Below are 18362 nucleotides of genomic sequence, written 5' to 3'. Positions count from 1 at the left end.
GTTTTTGAAACTGGCTCTCAGGACTTTTAATGTTATATTCATACAGGTTTGGTTTTCAGAATTATGTTGGGGTATTGCCTTGTATTTTGATGCAAAAATTCCGAATTTTAAAACTGGGTGAGTATATAATAATAGTAAGGCCCTCTGGCATTATAAACAAAATGCACATGTATGAGCATTATTGGATTATTACGTACGTAAGACACCAATAAAAAGCTTTTGTTTTGGACAAATGAACCCAATAATTTTTACATTCAGGAGGAAGTTTTGGCAAAAATTATATGTAAGTTATACACTATTACATCATAAATAAATATAACTTGAAAAGTATTAATACATTGAAGAAGTCCAAAATAAGGGTGCTTTAAAAATGCCATTTCACGTGATGCTGATTCCTACACTGGGCTGTCCTTCCAATTGCAAATACTGCTGGAGTTCCGAGGAAGGGTCTCCGATAATGAGTATTGAGACCATCAAAGCGGTGGTTGAATGGCTCAAAGATTTCCGGGATGATTCGATAACCTTTACCTTCCACGGGGGGGAGCCTCTCCTTGCAGGCGCGGATTTTTACCGGCAAGCTCTGCCCCTGCTTTCCAAAGGCCTGAGTGACCGGGACCTGGCCTTTGCCATACAGACCAACCTCTGGAAAATGACTCCGGAAATAGCCGAGATTTTTGCGGAATATAAAATTCCCATAGGCTCGAGCCTTGACGGCCCGGAGGAGTTAAACGATTTTCAGAGAGGAAAGGGTTATTTTAAAAAGACCACAAAGGGTGCTGAAATCGCAGAGGCCCATGGTCTCAATGTGAGGTTCATCACCACCTTCACCTCGCATTCTATAAAATACAAGGAAGAAATATTCAATTTCAACATGGAAAGGGGCCAGACCCTTAAGCTGCACGCTTGCCTGCCCTCTTTACGTGGAGACGAGCCTGAGAAATGGGCTCTTGACCCGAAAGAATATGGGGAACTTCTGGTTTATCTTCTGGACAAGTACCTGGAAAACATGGGCAAGGTCGAGGTCATGAACATAGACCACCTCTGCAAAAACGTTTTTACCGGCCGGGGTACGGTCTGCACCTTCGTGGACTGTATGGGAGATACTTTCGCAATCGGGCCCGACGGAGGCATCTACCCCTGCTACCGCTTCGTGGGAATGCCAAAATACGTTATGGGAAACGTCTACGACAACCCGAGCGTCGAAGACCTGGCCCAATCCGAGGCCTGGAAGCTCATGCACGCGTATAAGGACTACGTGGATCAGGAATGCAAGAACTGTCCCCACATCAATTATTGTCGGGGTGGCTGTCCCTACAATGCCATCACCCCCAACAACGGGGAAATAAACGGTGTTGACACCCACTGTGTTGCATACAAACGGATCTACGATGAAATAACCGAGCGCTTCAATAACGAGTTATTCGGAGGGTCCGGAATGGGGATGCCCGGTTTTTCGGACGAAGCCGGAGGGTCCGGAAAACCTTCCAGGGGCGGAATCATGTCCCTGATGCTCAAGAAAATATAATGCGCAGAGCTTTTGCGTACCTGATTAAAACAGGGATATGAGCCCTCATGTCCTCTCTTTTTTTTGCTTTGAGGCTTCCTTCCTTTTCCCGTCTGGCCCTGGGAGAACTGACTTTCCTGGATTCTACAACATTTTTATATATATGATCGTGGAAAATACCGGAAAAAACGGAGGAAATTTAAGTGGAATGGATTTATCTTTTAATTGCAGGCATTTTCGAAACCGGATGGGCCATCGGAATGAAGTACAGTAACGGTTTCACCAGATTTTACCCGACCCTGTTCACAGCAGTTAGCCTTTTTTTGAGCATGTACCTTCTGGAAAAAGCCCTGAGAGTAATACCCATCGGGACGGGATATGCCGTATGGACAGGAATTGGAATTATTGGCACAACGCTGCTTGGAATTATTCTTTTTGGCGAATCCACAAAAATTCAGGCAGGGAGCCCGGTTGCTTTAGCGCCGGGAGGAATGCCGCACTTCTCTGTCGAATATTCATAACCATCTGTCCTCTGTAATACTTTGAAGTATTTTTTATTAATTGAGATCCTTTTCCCCTCTTTGTTTTTGATGTCGAAACTACCCGATTTTCTACAAGCAACGGAACCAAACCATGTCCCTTTGTACTTGCCTTTGGGTACAACCGCCTTGACTGTATCGCCAGTTTGAAAACCAAAAAAGGTTTTTTGCCTGGGAAGGTATGAACGAGGAAAGCCGTACTTATCGAGATTTGTTCTTTTATATTGCCCTCTTCCTTTTGCTTTGATATGCAGGACGTTGTTTGTTGCAAAATTGATTTTTTCTGGAGTGGATTCTCCTACACAAATAGCATCGAAATGATGATCTTTTGGCAGCTCTGCCCTGATTCGGTTCATTTTTGTCCTTGCACCCGTGCCGCATTCTACCGGAAGTCCTGTTTTAGTCAATGCCTCGAAAACTTTCCATCTGGTAGCTGTTACAATCGCAGCATCTTTAAGCGACTTTTTGGCCAGGTTCTGCACTTCAGGATGTCCAAACTCTTCTGCAGTTTGACTTCCTTTTTTCTGGTTGCATTCTCTACAAGCCAATGTTAAATTGGAGACTCTGTTTGAGCCTCCTCTGATTTTAGGAATAATGTGCTCAATTTGTAAAGGAACGTTTTCAGCTCCACAGTAGACACATTTTCTACCGAATTTTTCAAGCAGGTATTCTCTTATCTCATACCCTTGCAGCTCTCCCTGTTGGTACTCGATTCCACTTATCTCAGGGTTTTGCATGAGTTGAGTATCAAACTTGCAGTTTTCATAGGAAATATGAGTCAGAGGGCAGAGTTTTCTGAGCCTTTCGACCCAATTTTCAATGTTATCTACACGGCTTTGCAGGGATGGAGGCAGCCAGCCTTCCCGCCTTTTCCGGTTCAGAAACCTCGGTTTTCGATAACGGGTGTTTCGATTTCGCCGTGTTCTCCGCATTGATCTTCTGCTATCCATATTCTTTTTTATGCTTGTTTTGTGGTGCAACTGTGCAACCCAGACAACATTTGAACCTTTCAGAATAGCAAGACCCGTGTGACGGCTTCCGTAATCTATTTTCAGTCTAAAAGCCGAATTGTCCTTAGACTCTTTCAGCTCTTTGAGTCGAATTGTAAAGGGATATTTTTTGTGAATAACCGCTTTTCCCGCTTTAAGCAGTTTTCTTGCAACTGCTTCATGGCAGGGACTTAACGGCTCTTTGTTTTTATTAAGTATAAATATCATGCTGGATTTCTCCTCTCTGCGCTGGAAACAAATTTCCATAGCAGGTAACGCAATTTTTAAATTGTCTCCCCTCGCCAATGTTGGAAACGCTTGTCATGCGTAGCACACCGTCCCTACCTCTCAGGACTTTTAATACTACACGATAGAGCTGCAAACTGAGGAAGCATTCGCAGGTATCATGACATTTCCAACGTAGTCAATTAAGACTTAGGCTGGTCAACTAGGGCTTATACAAGCCCCACTGCTTTACAGGCTGTCCGACAATTACTATCAGTAATATCGAAATTCCGTTTTTTTCGATTTAAAGGCTTTATATGCCTTCTTTTTACCTGTTTTTGCCTGAAATTGAATTGTCGGACAGCTTCTTTAGCGTGGGGTAGTTGACCAACATTGGAAGGCTTTTCTGCATCATGCTAATCGCCTCGGGAATAATGGGGCTCAAGTTCGTATAAAACGTTATTATTTTGATAGTCCAGTGCTGCATGGTTGATGTTTTTATGGTCAAATATCCAATGTGTCTTTTGCTTGTGTTTTTGAACCCTTAGTTCAGGTTGATTCCGACCACAGCAAAAAATAGAAAAAAGGAGCTTAAGGTTCCATTCTGATTATTAAGGAATGGCTGAAAAACGACTTCATATTTTCAGTCAGGAAATCACTTTATACCCATACAGGTTGTATTTTTGTAGATTGAGACATTTGGTGTGTGCATCCAAACCACGGAACACACGGAACACACGGAACACACGGAAAAAGAATGCAGGAAGACGATATTTAAGGTTGTTCTGGTTTTTTTTAGTCTGCTTGAGCTCGCGAAGCGAGCGAAACGGACCCCGTGCTCCCGAAGCGGAACTCGGGAAGCGAAACTCGGGTATTTAACGCCTTTGAAATATTTGATGCTATTAAATATTTTAATATATACATATAATTTAATATAATTAAATAATTTCATGATAATAAATATTTCACGGCGTTTATGTTAAGTATCGAGAAGTCGTAAGAAAGATTGTAGATTGAGAGTTAATGGGTTTTCTCTTAATCTCGGGGTTGGATCATCGATAGGAACTGATGGCGCGAAACAAAGGTTCCTATCATTCTACTTCTAAATTATGTTTTGCTAACTACTACCCTACACCATTTTACTCCTATATAACGTTTTTGAATTTTTTCGCCGTTTTATAAAATTTTTTAAAATCAATTGAAATAAGCTCTTTTCTGTGTGGATTTCTCGAAAAGGCCACACTACGTGCGTACAGGCTCGACCTTGATACGACTATTAAGGTTGTTCCGGCCCCTTTTTCTGGATTTCTACCATATGAAAGCCGAAAAGGCCGTCAGACAGAGGGCCAAAAAGGACCTCCGGTATTTTGAAGAAGAGCCTACCCTGATCAAAATCCAGGGCCTCAAAAACAAGTGGGGGAGCTGTTCAAAGACGAACCAGCTCAGGTTTAACTGGCGGATTGTGCTTGCAAAAACCTCTGTTCTCGACTATGTAATAGTACACGAATTCTGCCATTTGAAATACAAAAACCATTCAAAAGCCTTCTGGAACGAGCTGCGAAAGGTCCTGCCGGACTATGAGGAAAAAAAAGAGTGGTTAAGGGTACATGGGGATTTGCTGAAAATATAAATGTCCTGCCGGATTAAGGGCAATAAGCACAGTACTTCCAAAAAATGGAGCAATAATTCTTTATTTCTTTAATTTTATATAATATCGTGCATTATTATGAATTAGGGCATCTGAGAAAAGCTTTTTTTCTCACGTAATTTCCTCCAAACATCTTTCCCCCCATCCATCAACACCTCCTCCTAAAAATCAGATGTCCTATCCCCCTATTCCCTATTATTCAACTTTTTATTCCTATCGAGAAGGCCTTCCCAAGGGCCTTTCCAATCCCATAATAAGTGCTATCTCCGGTCCCGTACACCATCGGCCTGATTTTTTCAATATCCGGCTTTCCTTTTTTATCCAGCACGGCCTCTTCCGCTTTAATATCCAGAATTTCTCCCACAAAAATGGTGTGGAGGCCTATTTCAAAGTTGTTGAGGAGCCTGCACTCAAGGACAAGGGGAAACTCTTCGATATAAGGAGCCTGGACAAGCTCGCTTTTAACAGGAGTAAGCCCGGTTTTTTCGAACTTGTCCTCATTTTTCCCGCTAACGATGCCGAAGTAATCGGTTTCTTTTATATAAGCCTCCGAAGGAATGTTCACCGTGAAGGCCTTATTCTCAAGAATAGCGGCATAGCTGTGGGTGGCCTTTCTCAGGGACACGCTGACGCAGGGAGGCTTCGAGCAGCAGATCCCGGCCCAGGCCGCGGTCATTGCGTTTGCTTTTCTGTTCCGGTCGTAAGTCCCGATAACCCAGGCCGGGGCCGGGAAGGCCAGAGGCTTTGCTCCGATTGAACGCTTCATGATAAAACCTTCTTTTCGCTGGTACAAAACACTTTTCTTTACCTCTGTATTATTGAGGTTACTGAGAAATTAAGGTTTATATTACGGAATAATCAGGATCTGGGTGTTAAAAAATGTTATATCGAAAAATCCCGAAAAACGGAGACGAGCTTTCCATACTCGGCTTCGGCTGCATGCGCCTTCCGGTTAATAAAATCGGAGCAATCGATGAGGGAAGAGCCAAAAAGCAGATACGCTATGCAATAGACCACGGCGTAAACTACATCGACACGGCCTGGCCCTACCACATGGGAAAAAGCGAACCCTTCCTCGGAAGAGCCCTTGCCGACGGCTACCGTGAAAAAGTCAAACTCGCAACAAAACTCCCCTCCTGGACAGTGGAAAGCCGGAAAGACATGGATCGGATACTCAACACCCAGCTTGAAAGGCTCAAAACCGACCATATAGATTACTACCTCATCCACGGGCTTGTCGGAGTCCTCTGGGACAAAATGGAAAAACTTGATGTGCTCGAGTTCCTTGACAGGGCAAAAGCGGACGGCTGCATAGTCAACGCCGGTTTTTCCTTCCACGGTTCAACTGAGGACTTCAGGCGGGTGGTGGACGCCTACCCCTGGGACTTCTGCATGATCCAGTATAACTTCCTGGACGAAAAGAGCCAGGCCGGAACCGAAGGCCTTGAATACGCAGCCTCAAAGGGCCTGGGCGTGATTATCATGGAGCCTCTGCGCGGGGGCAAACTGGCCAGACCCATACCCTCTTCAGTTCAGGAAATCTGGAACGAAAGCCTCCTGAAAAGGAGCCCTGCGGAATGGGCCCTGCGCTGGATCTGGAACCATTCGGAGGTTACGGTCGTCCTTTCCGGTATGAACGAGGAAGCCCACATTGAGGAAAACCTGAAAATCGCGGGCGAGGCCCACCCGAATTCCTTCACGGAAACCGAACTGGAGCTTGTAGAGAGAGTCGAGCAGAAGTACCGGGAACTCATGAAAACAGGCTGTACCGGCTGCCAGTACTGTATGCCCTGCCCGAACGGAGTGGCCATTCCTTACTGTTTTGAGATATACGACAACATGTACCTTTCCGGAAATGAAGCTGAAGCAAAGCTCATGTATGCGGCAAAACCCGGAGGAATAATAAGAGGCGGAGTTCCTGGCTATGCATCCCTCTGCCTGAAGTGTGGAGAGTGCCTAGAAAAATGCCCGCAGCACCTGGACATACCGGGCCTTCTTGAGGCTGTTTCAGAAGAGCTTGAAGGGGCTGACCTGAAGGTCTGGGAAGAAAAAGCCAAGCAAATTTTCAGGAAAGATTGAAGTATAAAAGTGCTGTCAAAGTCAGGTTTTATTCACAGTACTTCCGGAAAATGGAGCAATAAATCATTATTTCTTTAATTTTATATAATATTGGATATTATTATAGAGTAGGGCATCTGAGAAAAGCTTTTTTTCTCAAGTAATTTCCTCCAAACATCTTTCCCCCCACCCATCAAACCACCTCCTAAAAATCAGATGTCCTATCCCCCACTCAGAATCATCTTTCACTTCTTTTTTACATAGTTCACGAGGTAGGAAAGTTTTCCACAGTCCTGGATAGAAACGGCTTTCTGTCTCCACTGCGGGTAGTGTGCAGAGAACTGTTCGGAAGAGATAATTGTCTCCGGGAAACTGTATAAAAATCAGGAATAATTGCAAAATATTCTAATTTTCCGGAAAATCGGTCACGAAAAAGACACTAATTTTTAGAAACGATGGTTGTTGCAGGGCCCCTCCGATATGTGACAGATAGGAGGGAACCCTGCTGAGTTAAAAAAAGGAAATGTGGAAAAGGAAAAAAGCTTTCCTTTTCGTTTTTTGAAATATTCGAACTCAGGCGCAGTGGATGTGAGCATCCACAAGGGCCTTGATTTCGTCATTCTTGCCGTAGAGTTTTTCACTGAGCTGGTAGTCGTCGAATTTCTTGAGGTCTGCTGCGGCCCCTTCGAGCATACCCTCGGTGAAGACATCGTACTGCATGAAGATGTCCTTCAGAGCCATGAGGCCCTCTGCGGATTCCCAGCAGGAAGCAGGGAGGTTGTCAAGCTTTTCAAGGGTGTCCTTGTGCTCTTCCTCGAAGATGTTCTTGTTGCCGATGTAGAGCTCTTCTGCACGTTCAAGCCCGTTTTCCATCTCAAGACCGTAGCGGGCACCAACACAGAGGGATGCGAGGAGACCGTAGATGTCAGCGGAACCATCGGCTGCACGGAACTCGTAGGTCTGCTTTCCGGAGTAGTCCCTGAGATCTTCGGAGTAGTTGGGGTTTGCCTTAGTGATCATTGCACTTGCGTCGCCAGCCCAGCCGAGAGGTACACGGATAAGGGCAGATCTGTTCCTGTCTCCCCAGCAGATGTTGGTGGGAGCTTCCTGGTGAGGCACAAGCCTGAGGTAGGAAGTGGGTACCTTGTTTCCGAAGGCGGTTACTCCTGCGGCAACTTCGAGCACACCGGCGATTACCTTCTTTGCGGGGTCGGTAAGTTCACCGTTCTCGATCATGACAGGCTTTCCGTCCTTGGTGAGCTTCATGTGGATGTGGAGCCCGGTTCCGGCCTTTCCGACAGTGATCTTGGGGGCGTAGGTGATCTTGACACCGTACTGCTGCCCGATCATTCTGAGCATCCATTTTGCGATGATGAGACGGTCTGCGGAGTCCTCAATGTCGGTTGTCTCGAACTCAATTTCGTTCTGTTCGTAGTAGAACTCTTCGTCGGTGAAGTTTCCGACTTCAGAGTGGCCGTATTTGATAAGTCCGCCGGCCTGAGCGATTGCCAGTAAGGCATCCTTTCTGAGCTGTCCGAATTTGGTGAAGGGACCGTCTTCGTGGTATCCTTTCTGGTCTACTGCAGGGAAGTCCATGTCGACATCGTCCTTGTCGCAGATGACGTAGTACTCGAGTTCGCCCATTGCTTCGAGGTCGTAGCCGGTCTTTTCATTCAGAACCTGACGGGCCTTCTTCAGGATGTTTGCAGGGGAGCTTGCGAGGGGGTTTCCATCCTTGTCGAAGTATGAACAGAGGATGTCAAGAGTAGGGATTTCTTCGAAGGGGTTCACAAAAGCTGTGCGGTACTTGGGGACAACGTAGAGGTCGCTTGAACCAGCTTCAATGTAGGAAAATATGCTTGAGCCATCCACTCTTTCTCCGGTGGAAAGGAGGGTGTCAAGGTGCTCTTCACTGGTGAGTACGAAGTTGAGGGCCTTGAGCCTGCCGTCTCCACCCACATAGCGGAAGTTGATCATCTTGATGCCGTTTCCCTTAACGAACTTGATGATGTCATCCTTTGTGAACTCGCTTGCGGGTTTCTTGAGGTACTGTACCAGATTGTTTGGATTCATTTCTAATGATGATGATTTCATTATTTATCCCTTCTTTTTAAGTTTGAATATTCAGGTACTTAACTCATTCAATAAGCTTGATTAGGTACTTCCTCAGGCTCCTCTACATATTGGGGGGTATTGACATATTTGACCAATTTTCATTAGCAATAATAGCCTGACAGGAAATAGTTAACTGGCTGCCTTCTATATAAATGTTTCCTTTAAGGGATATATATTCTGAATATTTATAATACAGGGAAAATCGGCAAGTGTTTAAACAATACACTAAAATTTTGTGATAAATATATAGAAAAAGAGATTGGGGAGGATAAGTAACGAAAAAGGAAAGAATAAGTAACGAAAAAATAAAGAAAAAGGAACGAAAAAAAATTAAAGGTGGGGAAGCCCCCTGTCTTAACTTCAGATCTCTTTTTCCTGCTTATCCAGTTTGTTCTCTTTTTCTTGCCTGGCTTCAAAAAACCGGCTCTCAACGGACCTTAGTACAGGATCGCTCCCAAGCCCGAGAGTCCTGTCGAACCTTTCCGTAACCGTAAAGGCCGGAAGGCCTGGCTCCAGTTCAAAGCTGTCCCTGACCGGGACTTCAGGCCGGATTTCAGCGCCCGCTGTCGGTATAGCGGTGGAAAGCCCCTCCACCCGGGCGGAAAAGAGCCTCGGGTGAGCCTCGCTGCTGAGTCTGGGCTGGCCTGCGGGAGAGAGCCCCAGGTCCCTTTCAGGAGACAGCCGCCGGTTCAGGTCGGGAAACACGCCCAGGTACTGGTCAAGAGCCGGCTTTGCGAAGGCTGCCGATTCATAGTTCGGAGAAACTGAGGATGCGACCTGCGGCTTTTGCTCTGGTTGTTTGTATGATTTTTTAGTTGAAATCGAATCTACGGATTCACGGCTCTTCATAGACATAAGAATTGTACAGCCCCTATATATACAGTTAGGGGAGAAGAGCCGGAAGGAGAAATGCAGAGACCGCAGAGGCCGGGGAAACCGGAGATATAAGGGCCCGGTTCTGGAAAGCTTCCTTAAGGAATACTTTGCTCGCAAAGTTCCTTTCCGGCCTTTGCCACGGGGTTTCCGGGACTCAGTCTAAGGGCCCTTGTATAACATTTGAAAGCTTCTTTGTATTCCCTGAATTCACAGAGCAGGTCTCCTCCGCTGAGGAGAGAATTCAGGTGTTCAGGATCACTTTCAAGGGCTGTTTTGTAAGCTTCGAGGGCCTTTTCTTTTTCGTCCAGGCTTTCAAAGACCTTTCCTTTCCAGTACCAGGGTTCGGCCTTATTCGGGCGAAGAACCGGGGCTTTGTTCCGGGAAAAGAAGCTGAACCTCGGTAATTTACAGGCCCAGTCCGAAGCACTCTTTGGCTCCACAGCCAGAGCTGCCTCGAAAGCCTCCAGAGCCTTTTCAGGCTGACCAGTCCTGAAGAAGACTATACCCCTGCTGGTCAGGACTTCGGTGGAATCAGGGTTTAAAGCCAGGGATTTATCTAAAGCTTCAAGGGCCTCTTCGTAGCGGCCAAGGGCCGAGAGTACAAAACCCCTGTTGGACCACTCGGTAGGGCTTTCAGGTTTTGCTTCGAGGGTCTCGTCAACAACTGCCAGGGCCTCGTCATATCTTCCGATTTTAAAAAGGGCCATGCCGGCACTGGACCGGACCTCACAGATCAGGCTGAGGACTTTCTGACTATCTTCTTCTTTTCCGTTTTCAGAGAGGAGGGCCGCCACCTGCTGCCAGACAGTTTCGGCGTCTCTGTAGGCCTGCAGGGCTTCTTCATACCTTTTCATCTGGAAAAATACTTTCGCTTTACTGTAGTTCTCCTCGGCCTTTTTATCAAGGGTTTTCAGCGTTTTTTTCATGGTTTTGCCTCATCTCCCGGTTCTATCCGTAAGCCTGAATGAATATTTCATATATTATATTTGAAATTATATAAAATGTAGCGCTTTACTATATTAAAATTTTTATATAATAACATTATTAACGACCTTTAAAATCCATCATATTTAATTTTTGGAATTTTTATTCAGATAAATAATATATCCTGCATAGAATTTAGAAAATGTTATATTGTTGCAATTAACATGTTACATGGTTTCTTGAAATGTTTAGATGTATTCCATAATCATCGGAATATGTAGAATGGGGATGTAAAAAGGGGAATAACTCACTAATCATTGAATAAAAATCCCGATTGTTCACAAAATAAGTCTCTTACTGCCGGGAAATGAACTCAAACGCCCCGAAAAAACGAATTTTTTGGATAAAATACTGAAGAAGGTGAAAGGATAAAACTGTATTTGAAAATAGGATTTTTTCTTATACTATTCATAGTTGTACTAACGTTTCCGGCCTATGAGAATACTTATTCAGAGCAAAAAGGAGCCGAATACGGATCATTGAATAACAGCAGCACAGGCAGTCTGGAAAATCCTGAAGAGAACACCACGGTTTCTTCGGAAGAGGACTTCAACAGAAGTAAAAACGCTTCTTCAGGCCCTGTTGCAATTTCTCTTGAAAAACCGCCATTTATTGATTAAGGAGTGATAACTTTTGAAAATTAGAACGAGATTATTGATACCACTTGCACTTTTAGGTATTTTATTCCTGATGGGGAGTGCCAGTGCAGCAGTTGATTTCCCGGCAGACGAGGCAGGAATTTCTGCTTATGTTCATGCTAAACCAAGCGGTATTGATTTAAATTCTGCAAAATCTGCTTTTTCAAGTATTGAAAGGGAAACCCCAGATTATATAATAGGCACAGTTGCCCTTTATTTGCATGCCGAAGAAGAATACCCTCATGTCTACGTAAGCACCGATGGATGGGTGGTAGCTTACTATCCCAATGAAAGGCCTTCAAGCTGGATATTGCCTTGGGCTTATTACAGTGGTGGCGCTGTATCTTCGACCACATTAAGCAAGGCTGTAGGACAAGTAGCTACAGCAGTTGGAGGAACCTCGAGCGGGGTAAAATACTATGATTTCAGGTATGAAGATGCGAACAAAATGATGATCATTACCGAGTCCATTCAACATGGAACAAATTTTTTCAAGTTTACTATTCCTACCACTTTCCAGACTTATGCAGTTGATTGGTCACACTACAATAAAGATGAATATACATCTAATTCCAATTACGGCAAAAGTTATGCATACTTGAATGGAGTTTCAATAAGTTATTTAGCTACAACGGACACGAATTATGGTTCATTCACCGGACAGGTCCAGAATGGTGTAGAACAAATAATAACAATAAAAACAGATGACGATGCAACCGGAAGAGTAGGTTTGGTGCTGGAGTATGCAGAGTAAAGTCGTGGGAATAATTATTTTATTATTCTTAATTAACACGACTGTGGCTAACGCAGAGGAAATCTCGGTTATAGATGCTGATTACGTCTGGAACCTGACGTTAGATGCTGCTGCTGAAGTTGGTCATCTTGATGGTGAACCCGACGTAATGGTTGTCAAGTATGCTGATGTGATTGCCTCCAGTTCACTTGAAAAAGCCGCTGGAGTTGAACACCTTGAAGGTGATCCAGGTGTAATGGTAGTCAAGTATGCCGACGTGATTGCCTCCAGTTCACTTGAAAAAGTCGCTGAAGTTGAACACCTTGAAGGTAGTCCTGGCATAATTGTGGTGAAATATGCAGATTATATCGCATATAAACCACTTGAAGATACAGACAATATTCAAAAGAAAAACCTGGAGCTGACAATTGATTTTCCACATAATGGGGATATTGTTCTCAATTCCCCGGTAACCGTGCACGGTAGCGCCCTGTCTCCAAACAATGTCACGAATGTGAGCGTAAACGGGGTTCCTGCAAACGGTAACACTTCCTGGAGTGCTGAAGTCCCGCTTTCAATCGGTGTCAATACGATAACCGTGGAAGCTGTAACCAACACATCTTACAGCCGAAACGATAGTATCAAAGTTTTCTATTATGTTGAGGGGAACTTTACTGATGCTGACGGAGACGGAATAGTTGATGTCTGGGACTTGGAAAATGATACGGTTCAGGGTTATCTTGTGAACCCGGAGGGTAAAGGGTTCCTTTTTGGAGATTTCAATAACAATGGAAGACTCGACAGTGGCGATGTAACAATTTTGATGCAAAGGATTCTGGAGTTCTTGCCATGAAGAACCTCTCCCTCCTTTTTTTACTTTTATGTACTATTTCATCCGCTTCTGCGCAGAGTGTAAGCCTTGGAGACTATTCGGTAAATCTGGATTCGGAAGTTTCAGTTCCTGTAGTGGTCAATGATGCTGAAATTGTGGCAGGAGGCATTGTAAAGATTTCTTTTGACCCGGATATAGTCACTGCGAAAAACATAACTTCCGGTGATTTTGGAAATCCACAATCACTAATCAATAATTCGGAAGGCTGGGTTAAACTGATCGCCGCTGACTCTGAGGCCGTAAACAAAAACAAGGCCGTTCTGGCAAAAATCACTTTTAGAGGGATTACGGGCGGGAACACAGATATTCTGTTTTCTTATGCCGTTTTGAATGATGAAAGCGGGACACTCATAATTCCTGAAATCAGCAACGGAAGTATTGCTGTAAGTTCTTCTGACCTGAAAGCCCCTGAGCTTACTGTCAATTATCCATTGCAGGGACAAAATGTGTCTGATCGATTCATTACGGTTTCAGGAACGGCTTTTGACAATTCTGGGCTTATGGAAGTTAGCGTAAATGGGGTTCCTGCATCCGGTAAAGAAGAATGGAGTGCTGAAATCGAACTTGTTGAAGGTGAAAACAGCGTCGTAGTTGTTGCAAAAGACTTTGCAGGCAACGAAAAAACAGTCAAGGTCCAGGTATTTTACGATTCAGGAGAATGGATTTCTTGGTTTGACTCCCGTTCGGATGAGGGTAAGCGGATAACAACTGCTGAACTGCAGGAGATTATCTATTACTGGATGAATGATCTGACTGCGGGGCCACTCTCTGAATAAAGTAAATCAACTACATTGGGTTGTATTTACTTACCATGAAAATGCCGGGTGTATTTAGAACTGCTATTGACATTAAATCCAATCATCAGGACAAAAAATTTCAAATTCTGAAACCTGACGGCACATTTGACGTCAAGGGGGAAATATGAGAAATAAATCGATCAAAAAAGTATGCATTACAGCGATTATACTATTAGGAGTTGTAATGAGTATGTCTGTTGCTTCTGCAGAAGACGAACGAATAGCAGAAGCCATTGAATGGTCAGAGTCTTATATGGGCTCAACTGGTTATAATTATTGGTGTTTAAAATTTGTTCAGGATGCTTATCAAACAGGTGCTAATTCGAATATACAAAGATATGGATATGCAAAAGCAGCCGCAGATGCATTACATGCCGAAAATAATAAAGATTTGCCACCAAGAGGTGCTTTCGTATTTTATAACTGGTATGGAACGATAGATGGAGTTTACAAAAATTGGGGGCACGTTGGTTTATCTTTAGGTAATGGACAAATTATTCATGCCTACGGTTCAGTAAAAAAATCACAATATGATTCAATATCCTCTACATAGGATGGGCATATCCTCCACTAACGCCCTCAATAACTGATACAGCCTCTGAAAAAACCCCACTTGCTGGCGATTTATATAAAGATGGGAATGATATAAAAGGAACTTTCGATCCCGAAACCAACGAGTTTATTTTTAATGGGAAAACAGTAATTTTTGGAGAAAGAGGAGATTTGCCCGTTATTGGGGATTGGAACGGTGACGGCTATGACGAAATAGGCATTTACCGACCAGACCATGAAGGAAATTCTTATTTCTTCCTTATTACCAGACATTGGAATGATTTGAGTGAAAGGGTTGGAGAGGCGGATAAATCAATACTATTTGGGCCTTATCCTGAAAATATACCTATTACAGGGGATTGGGATGGAGATGGCGACGATGATGTTGGAGGTTTTTATTCCAGCAATTGCGTATTTTACCTGTATAAATTAAATTTAGGGGCTTCGTCTGTAACAGCTCTTAATGAAAATGTTAATTTTGGAGAGGCAGGTGATTTACCAATTATCGGTGACTGGAACGGGGATAAGAAGGACGATCTGGGTATAATGAGGGAAAATGATCCTTGCCAGAACACAAACACTTTCCACTTTTATCTTCGTTTAAATGGACATAATTTTGATCTTGATGAATATGAGTATCAAAATACCATCGGTAAACCAATAATTGGAGACTGGGATGGAGATGGAGATGACAATATAGGTGTTTACAATCCTTCAAACAATGACTTTAAGACCAAGTCAGATGCTCCGGTTTTACCTTCTCCCCCTGGAACGCCTTCGATCTCTTCTTCAACGCATCCCAATCAAAATATCCCGTACAAAAACAACGACCCTTCATTCAGGTGGACAACTCCCTCAACTTCATCCGGAATTGCAGGATATAGTTACATTCTTGATCACTCTTCTTCAACAATACCCGATACAACAGTTGAGACAACAGGAACCAGTAAATCATATTCGAACCAGGCAGACGGGACCTGGTACTTCCACATAAAGGCAAAGGACAGCATGGGAACCTGGGGAAGTACAGACTATTACAGAATAAAAATTGATAGTACCCCACCTTCACCTCCTTCGCCTGACGATGAAGTTTCAGGACCCAATGAAGATACCACACCTACTTTTTCTTGGAATGCTCCCTCAGATTCAAGCGGAATTGCAGGTTACTATTATAAGGTAGACAGCGGATCGGACCAGTGGACGACTTCAAGATCCGTAACCCTGCCAGTGCAACAGGAAGGAATTCATACTTTCTATGTCAAAGCCCAGGATCAAGCCGAAAATTGGGGTAATTACGGGTCCCACCAGTTTGAAATCCGTGAAACGGACAATACAGCTCCCTCAGTGATAATTAGTTCTCCATCAGGTGGAGAAAATTGGGAGTGCACTACAGATCATTATATTTTCTGGACAGCAACCGACAATAAAGGAGTGACTTCCATTGATATATCTTATTCCACTGACGGTGGTTCAACCTGGAAACAGGTCACAACCAGTGAACCGAATGATGGAAGTTATCAATGGACCGTTCCATCAGACCCCTCCGAAAACTGCAGAATAAAACTTTACTTTCAAAGATGCATGTTTTTCCGTTATCAAGCGGCTTTGTTTGTGTGGGCCTAAGGAATGAATAATCCTACTGATGACGTTTTTATTGGGGTGGCAGGTAATTACCCAAGTTCAAGAAAGAAAATAATGATGCTTGCTTTGTACTCATCTCTTCCAGAATAATATTACACTTATTTGATTCTTTATCCTGGATAACTGCCAGCCTAATTTCGGACAAATTTTCAATTAGTCTTCTCATAGAAAGACCATATCTCTTTGTCTCCCAGGCTAAATATCTGTAGAAAAGTAAGCCAATTATAGACAGAAATACGTGAACTTTGATATTTTCATCTTTGTGGTGGTACACCGGTCCCACAGGGACAAGCAGGTGATCATTCAATAGCTTAAACTCAGCTTTCAAAGAAGAGCTATTTTTGCCTTGATTTGCCACAAAAATCAGTGGCAAGGAAGATCCGTTAAAAAAAATATTTGTAAGGCCTAAGTTCTAAATTACATTTAAAAAGCCTATTGTATCTGTTTTTTGAAGAAATATCTTTATATACGTAGAACCTAAATTTATATCATGGTTTTTTTAAAACAGAAAATAATCAACGGTAAAAAATACTGGTATATTATTAAAACTGGCAGAATTGATGGAAAAGTGAAAACTATATTTCAGATATATTTAGGCAATGCCGAAAAAATATTTGAAATGAAAAAACAGAGTGAATCATTGCCCTACATGAAACTGAAATCTTTTGAGTACGGCAAACTTGCCGCACTTCTTCATGTGAATGAAGAGCTTGGATTCGTTGACATAGTGAACAAGCACACTATGAAAAAATCAATCGATGGTTTAAGTGTCGGAGAGTATCTTTTACTTGATATAGTGGGGAAATCTCATGGAGTTTTAAGTGAAAACGGTATTGGGGAATGGTTCAAAAAATCGGCCTTATCTTTTAAGTGGAAATTCCCTCATAAATTAAATTGTCAGAATTTTTTGAATCATATGAATTACATTGATTCCGACACAATGAAAAATATTGAAGACGATTTGTGCCGAGTTCTCATCGAAAAAGGACTAACCCCTTCAGTACTGTTTGTGGATGAATCAAACTGGTTCACTTATGCTACCAATTATGATGAAAAAAGTGAATTGCTTCATAAAGGGTATAACAAAAAGCATCGTAAAGACAAAAATCAGGTATCTGTAGCGCTGGCTGCTAATGATTACAACTTACCTTTTATTCACGAGACATATCCAGGAAATGTGCATGATTCAGAGGAATTTTCAGGTCTGGTTGACAAAATAGTAAACCGTCTAACCGAATTGAATATTTGTTCGGAAGACCTTGTTCTTGTTTTTGATAAGGGAAACAATTCAAAGGACAACATTGAAAAAGCAACTTCAAAGATGAATTTTGTAGGGGCTGTAAAAGCAAATCAGGCAGATGATCTTCTTGAAGTGCCATTATCTAAATATCAATTTTTATATGAAAGCTCAGAAGGCCACAAAATTTATGGCTATCGGACAAAGCATCAGTTTTACGGGACAGAATTTACAACAGTAATTACTTTCAATGAAGGAACTCACAAACTTCAAAAAAGAACTTGTGAGTCAAATATGTCAAAAATAACTGAGAATCTGGAAGACCTACAGAGGAGACTGGAAAGCAACAGAGGAAAAGCAAGAAACAGGAGCAGTGTAGAAAAAGAGGTTGCAGACATTATTATCAAAAAATACAGAAGTATGGTGAAATATGAAATTACTGATGCTCCTGAAGGTAAGAAAAAACCTCAGTTAAAGTTCTGGATTGACGAAGAGAATAAAAATAAGCGCGAAAATTCATTAGGAAAAAATATACTATTTACAGATAAGCACCGTTGGCACACTAAAAAAATTGTGCAAACATACAACAATAAAGGCGCTATAGAGGATGATTTTAAGCTATTGAATGATCACCTGCTTGTCCCTGTGGGACCGGTGTACCACCACAAAGATGAAAATATCAAAGTTCACGTATTTCTGTCTATAATTGGCTTACTTTTCTACAGATATTTAGCCTGGGAGACAAAGAGATATGGTCTTTCTATGAGAAGACTAATTGAAAATTTGTCCGAAATTAGGCTGGCAGTTATCCAGGATAAAGAATCAAATAAGTGTAATATTATTCTGGAAGAGATGAGTACAAAGCAAGCATCATTATTTTCTTTCTTGAACCTGGGTAATTACCTGCCACCCCAATAAAAACGTCATCAGTAGG

Annotated in this window: 16 protein-coding genes and 1 pseudogene; 11 read left to right on the top strand and 6 right to left on the bottom strand. The window is 42.8% G+C overall.

Annotation, left to right across the window (positions count from 1 at the left end; genetic code table 11):
* The first annotated feature begins 370 nt into the window (after positions 1-370).
* Positions 371-1525: a TIGR04083 family peptide-modifying radical SAM enzyme gene (locus tag ACZ5QV_RS13725; protein ID WP_464600339.1), complete on the top strand. Its 1155-nt coding sequence runs from the start codon at positions 371-373 to the stop codon at positions 1523-1525.
* Positions 1526-1707: 182 nt separating this feature from the next.
* Positions 1708-2025, top strand: a complete 318-nt coding sequence (locus ACZ5QV_RS13720) for a DMT family transporter (RefSeq protein WP_464600338.1) — start codon at positions 1708-1710, stop codon at positions 2023-2025.
* Here ACZ5QV_RS13720 and iscB read toward each other — a convergent pair.
* On the bottom strand, positions 1959-3260 hold the full coding sequence (iscB, locus tag ACZ5QV_RS13715; protein WP_464600337.1) for an RNA-guided endonuclease IscB: 1302 nt from the start codon (positions 3258-3260) through the stop codon (positions 1959-1961). The two genes, ACZ5QV_RS13720 and iscB, sit on opposite strands and share 67 nt — an antisense overlap.
* A 1216-nt stretch (positions 3261-4476) precedes the next feature.
* On the opposite strand from iscB, the gene ACZ5QV_RS13710 reads away from it, so the two are divergent.
* Positions 4477-4887, top strand: coding sequence for a M48 metallopeptidase family protein (locus tag ACZ5QV_RS13710; protein ID WP_464600336.1), 411 nt, complete (start codon positions 4477-4479; stop codon positions 4885-4887).
* Between the two features lie 217 nt (positions 4888-5104).
* On the opposite strand, the gene ACZ5QV_RS13705 is transcribed toward ACZ5QV_RS13710, so the two are convergent.
* Positions 5105-5671: a flavin reductase family protein gene (locus ACZ5QV_RS13705; RefSeq protein WP_464600335.1), complete on the bottom strand. Its 567-nt coding sequence runs from the start codon at positions 5669-5671 to the stop codon at positions 5105-5107.
* A 113-nt stretch (positions 5672-5784) separates the two neighbouring features.
* Here ACZ5QV_RS13705 and ACZ5QV_RS13700 point away from each other — a divergent pair, with 113 nt between their 5' ends.
* On the top strand, positions 5785-6984 hold the full coding sequence (locus ACZ5QV_RS13700) for an aldo/keto reductase (RefSeq protein WP_464600334.1): 1200 nt from the start codon (positions 5785-5787) through the stop codon (positions 6982-6984).
* Positions 6985-7536: 552 nt separating this feature from the next.
* Here ACZ5QV_RS13700 and ACZ5QV_RS13695 read toward each other — a convergent pair.
* From ACZ5QV_RS13695 to ACZ5QV_RS13685, 3 genes are all read right to left on the bottom strand, one after another.
* Complete coding sequence (locus ACZ5QV_RS13695; protein WP_464600333.1) at positions 7537-9057, bottom strand: glutamine synthetase family protein; 1521 nt, start codon at positions 9055-9057, stop codon at positions 7537-7539.
* Positions 9058-9438: 381 nt separating this feature from the next.
* Entirely contained in the window at positions 9439-9927 is a 489-nt protein-coding gene (locus ACZ5QV_RS13690; protein ID WP_464600332.1) for a hypothetical protein, read from the bottom strand.
* Between the two features lie 122 nt (positions 9928-10049).
* Positions 10050-10880 (bottom strand): tetratricopeptide repeat protein, encoded by an 831-nt coding sequence (locus ACZ5QV_RS13685; RefSeq protein WP_464600331.1) that lies wholly within the window; start codon positions 10878-10880, stop codon positions 10050-10052.
* Between the two features lie 438 nt (positions 10881-11318).
* Here ACZ5QV_RS13685 and ACZ5QV_RS13680 point away from each other — a divergent pair, with 438 nt between their 5' ends.
* The 6 genes from ACZ5QV_RS13680 (at position 11319) to ACZ5QV_RS13655 (ending at position 16173) form a co-directional block, all read left to right on the top strand.
* Complete coding sequence (locus ACZ5QV_RS13680) at positions 11319-11558, top strand: hypothetical protein (protein ID WP_464600330.1); 240 nt, start codon at positions 11319-11321, stop codon at positions 11556-11558.
* A gap of 13 nt (positions 11559-11571) precedes the next feature.
* On the top strand, positions 11572-12330 hold the full coding sequence (locus ACZ5QV_RS13675) for a hypothetical protein (RefSeq protein WP_464600329.1): 759 nt from the start codon (positions 11572-11574) through the stop codon (positions 12328-12330).
* Complete coding sequence (locus ACZ5QV_RS13670) at positions 12320-13162, top strand: hypothetical protein (protein WP_464600328.1); 843 nt, start codon at positions 12320-12322, stop codon at positions 13160-13162. Before ACZ5QV_RS13675 ends, ACZ5QV_RS13670 begins: the two co-directional genes overlap by 11 nt.
* Before the next feature lie 113 nt (positions 13163-13275).
* Positions 13276-13977 carry a hypothetical protein gene (locus ACZ5QV_RS13665; RefSeq protein ID WP_464600327.1) on the top strand — a complete coding sequence of 234 codons (702 nt, stop codon included), beginning with the start codon at positions 13276-13278 and terminating at the stop codon, positions 13975-13977.
* 145 nt (positions 13978-14122) lie between these two features.
* Entirely contained in the window at positions 14123-14551 is a 429-nt protein-coding gene (locus ACZ5QV_RS13660; RefSeq protein ID WP_464600326.1) for an NlpC/P60 family protein, read from the top strand.
* A 170-nt stretch (positions 14552-14721) separates the two neighbouring features.
* Positions 14722-16173, top strand: a complete 1452-nt coding sequence (locus ACZ5QV_RS13655; protein WP_464600325.1) for a hypothetical protein — start codon at positions 14722-14724, stop codon at positions 16171-16173.
* Positions 16174-16201: 28 nt separating this feature from the next.
* Here ACZ5QV_RS13655 and ACZ5QV_RS13650 read toward each other — a convergent pair.
* A pseudogene (locus ACZ5QV_RS13650) lies at positions 16202-16510 on the bottom strand (IS1634 family transposase); the annotation flags it as partial.
* A gap of 171 nt (positions 16511-16681) precedes the next feature.
* On the opposite strand from ACZ5QV_RS13650, the gene ACZ5QV_RS13645 reads away from it, so the two are divergent.
* A complete protein-coding gene (locus ACZ5QV_RS13645; RefSeq protein WP_464599431.1) occupies positions 16682-18346 on the top strand; it encodes an IS1634 family transposase in 1665 nt (554 codons plus the stop codon).
* The last annotated feature ends 16 nt before the right edge of the window (positions 18347-18362 follow it).

This window comes from Methanosarcina baltica (genome assembly GCF_055394095.1).
This window is presented reverse-complemented; position numbering and strand designations above follow the sequence as displayed.

What these genes read in the sequence shown, in the direction of transcription:
- ACZ5QV_RS13725 (WP_464600339.1), top strand. Translation starts at nt 371, where the DNA reads ATGCCATTTCACGTGATGCTGATTCCTACACTGGGCTGTCCTTCCAAT.
- iscB (WP_464600337.1), bottom strand. Translation starts at nt 3,260, where the DNA reads ATGATATTTATACTTAATAAAAACAAAGAGCCGTTAAGTCCCTGCCAT.
- ACZ5QV_RS13705 (WP_464600335.1), bottom strand. Translation starts at nt 5,671, where the DNA reads ATGAAGCGTTCAATCGGAGCAAAGCCTCTGGCCTTCCCGGCCCCGGCC.
- ACZ5QV_RS13700 (WP_464600334.1), top strand. Translation starts at nt 5,785, where the DNA reads ATGTTATATCGAAAAATCCCGAAAAACGGAGACGAGCTTTCCATACTC.
- ACZ5QV_RS13695 (WP_464600333.1), bottom strand. Translation starts at nt 9,057, where the DNA reads ATGAAATCATCATCATTAGAAATGAATCCAAACAATCTGGTACAGTAC.
- ACZ5QV_RS13690 (WP_464600332.1), bottom strand. Translation starts at nt 9,927, where the DNA reads ATGAAGAGCCGTGAATCCGTAGATTCGATTTCAACTAAAAAATCATAC.
- ACZ5QV_RS13685 (WP_464600331.1), bottom strand. Translation starts at nt 10,880, where the DNA reads ATGAAAAAAACGCTGAAAACCCTTGATAAAAAGGCCGAGGAGAACTAC.
- ACZ5QV_RS13670 (WP_464600328.1), top strand. Translation starts at nt 12,320, where the DNA reads ATGCAGAGTAAAGTCGTGGGAATAATTATTTTATTATTCTTAATTAAC.
- ACZ5QV_RS13660 (WP_464600326.1), top strand. Translation starts at nt 14,123, where the DNA reads ATGAGAAATAAATCGATCAAAAAAGTATGCATTACAGCGATTATACTA.
- ACZ5QV_RS13645 (WP_464599431.1), top strand. Translation starts at nt 16,682, where the DNA reads ATGGTTTTTTTAAAACAGAAAATAATCAACGGTAAAAAATACTGGTAT.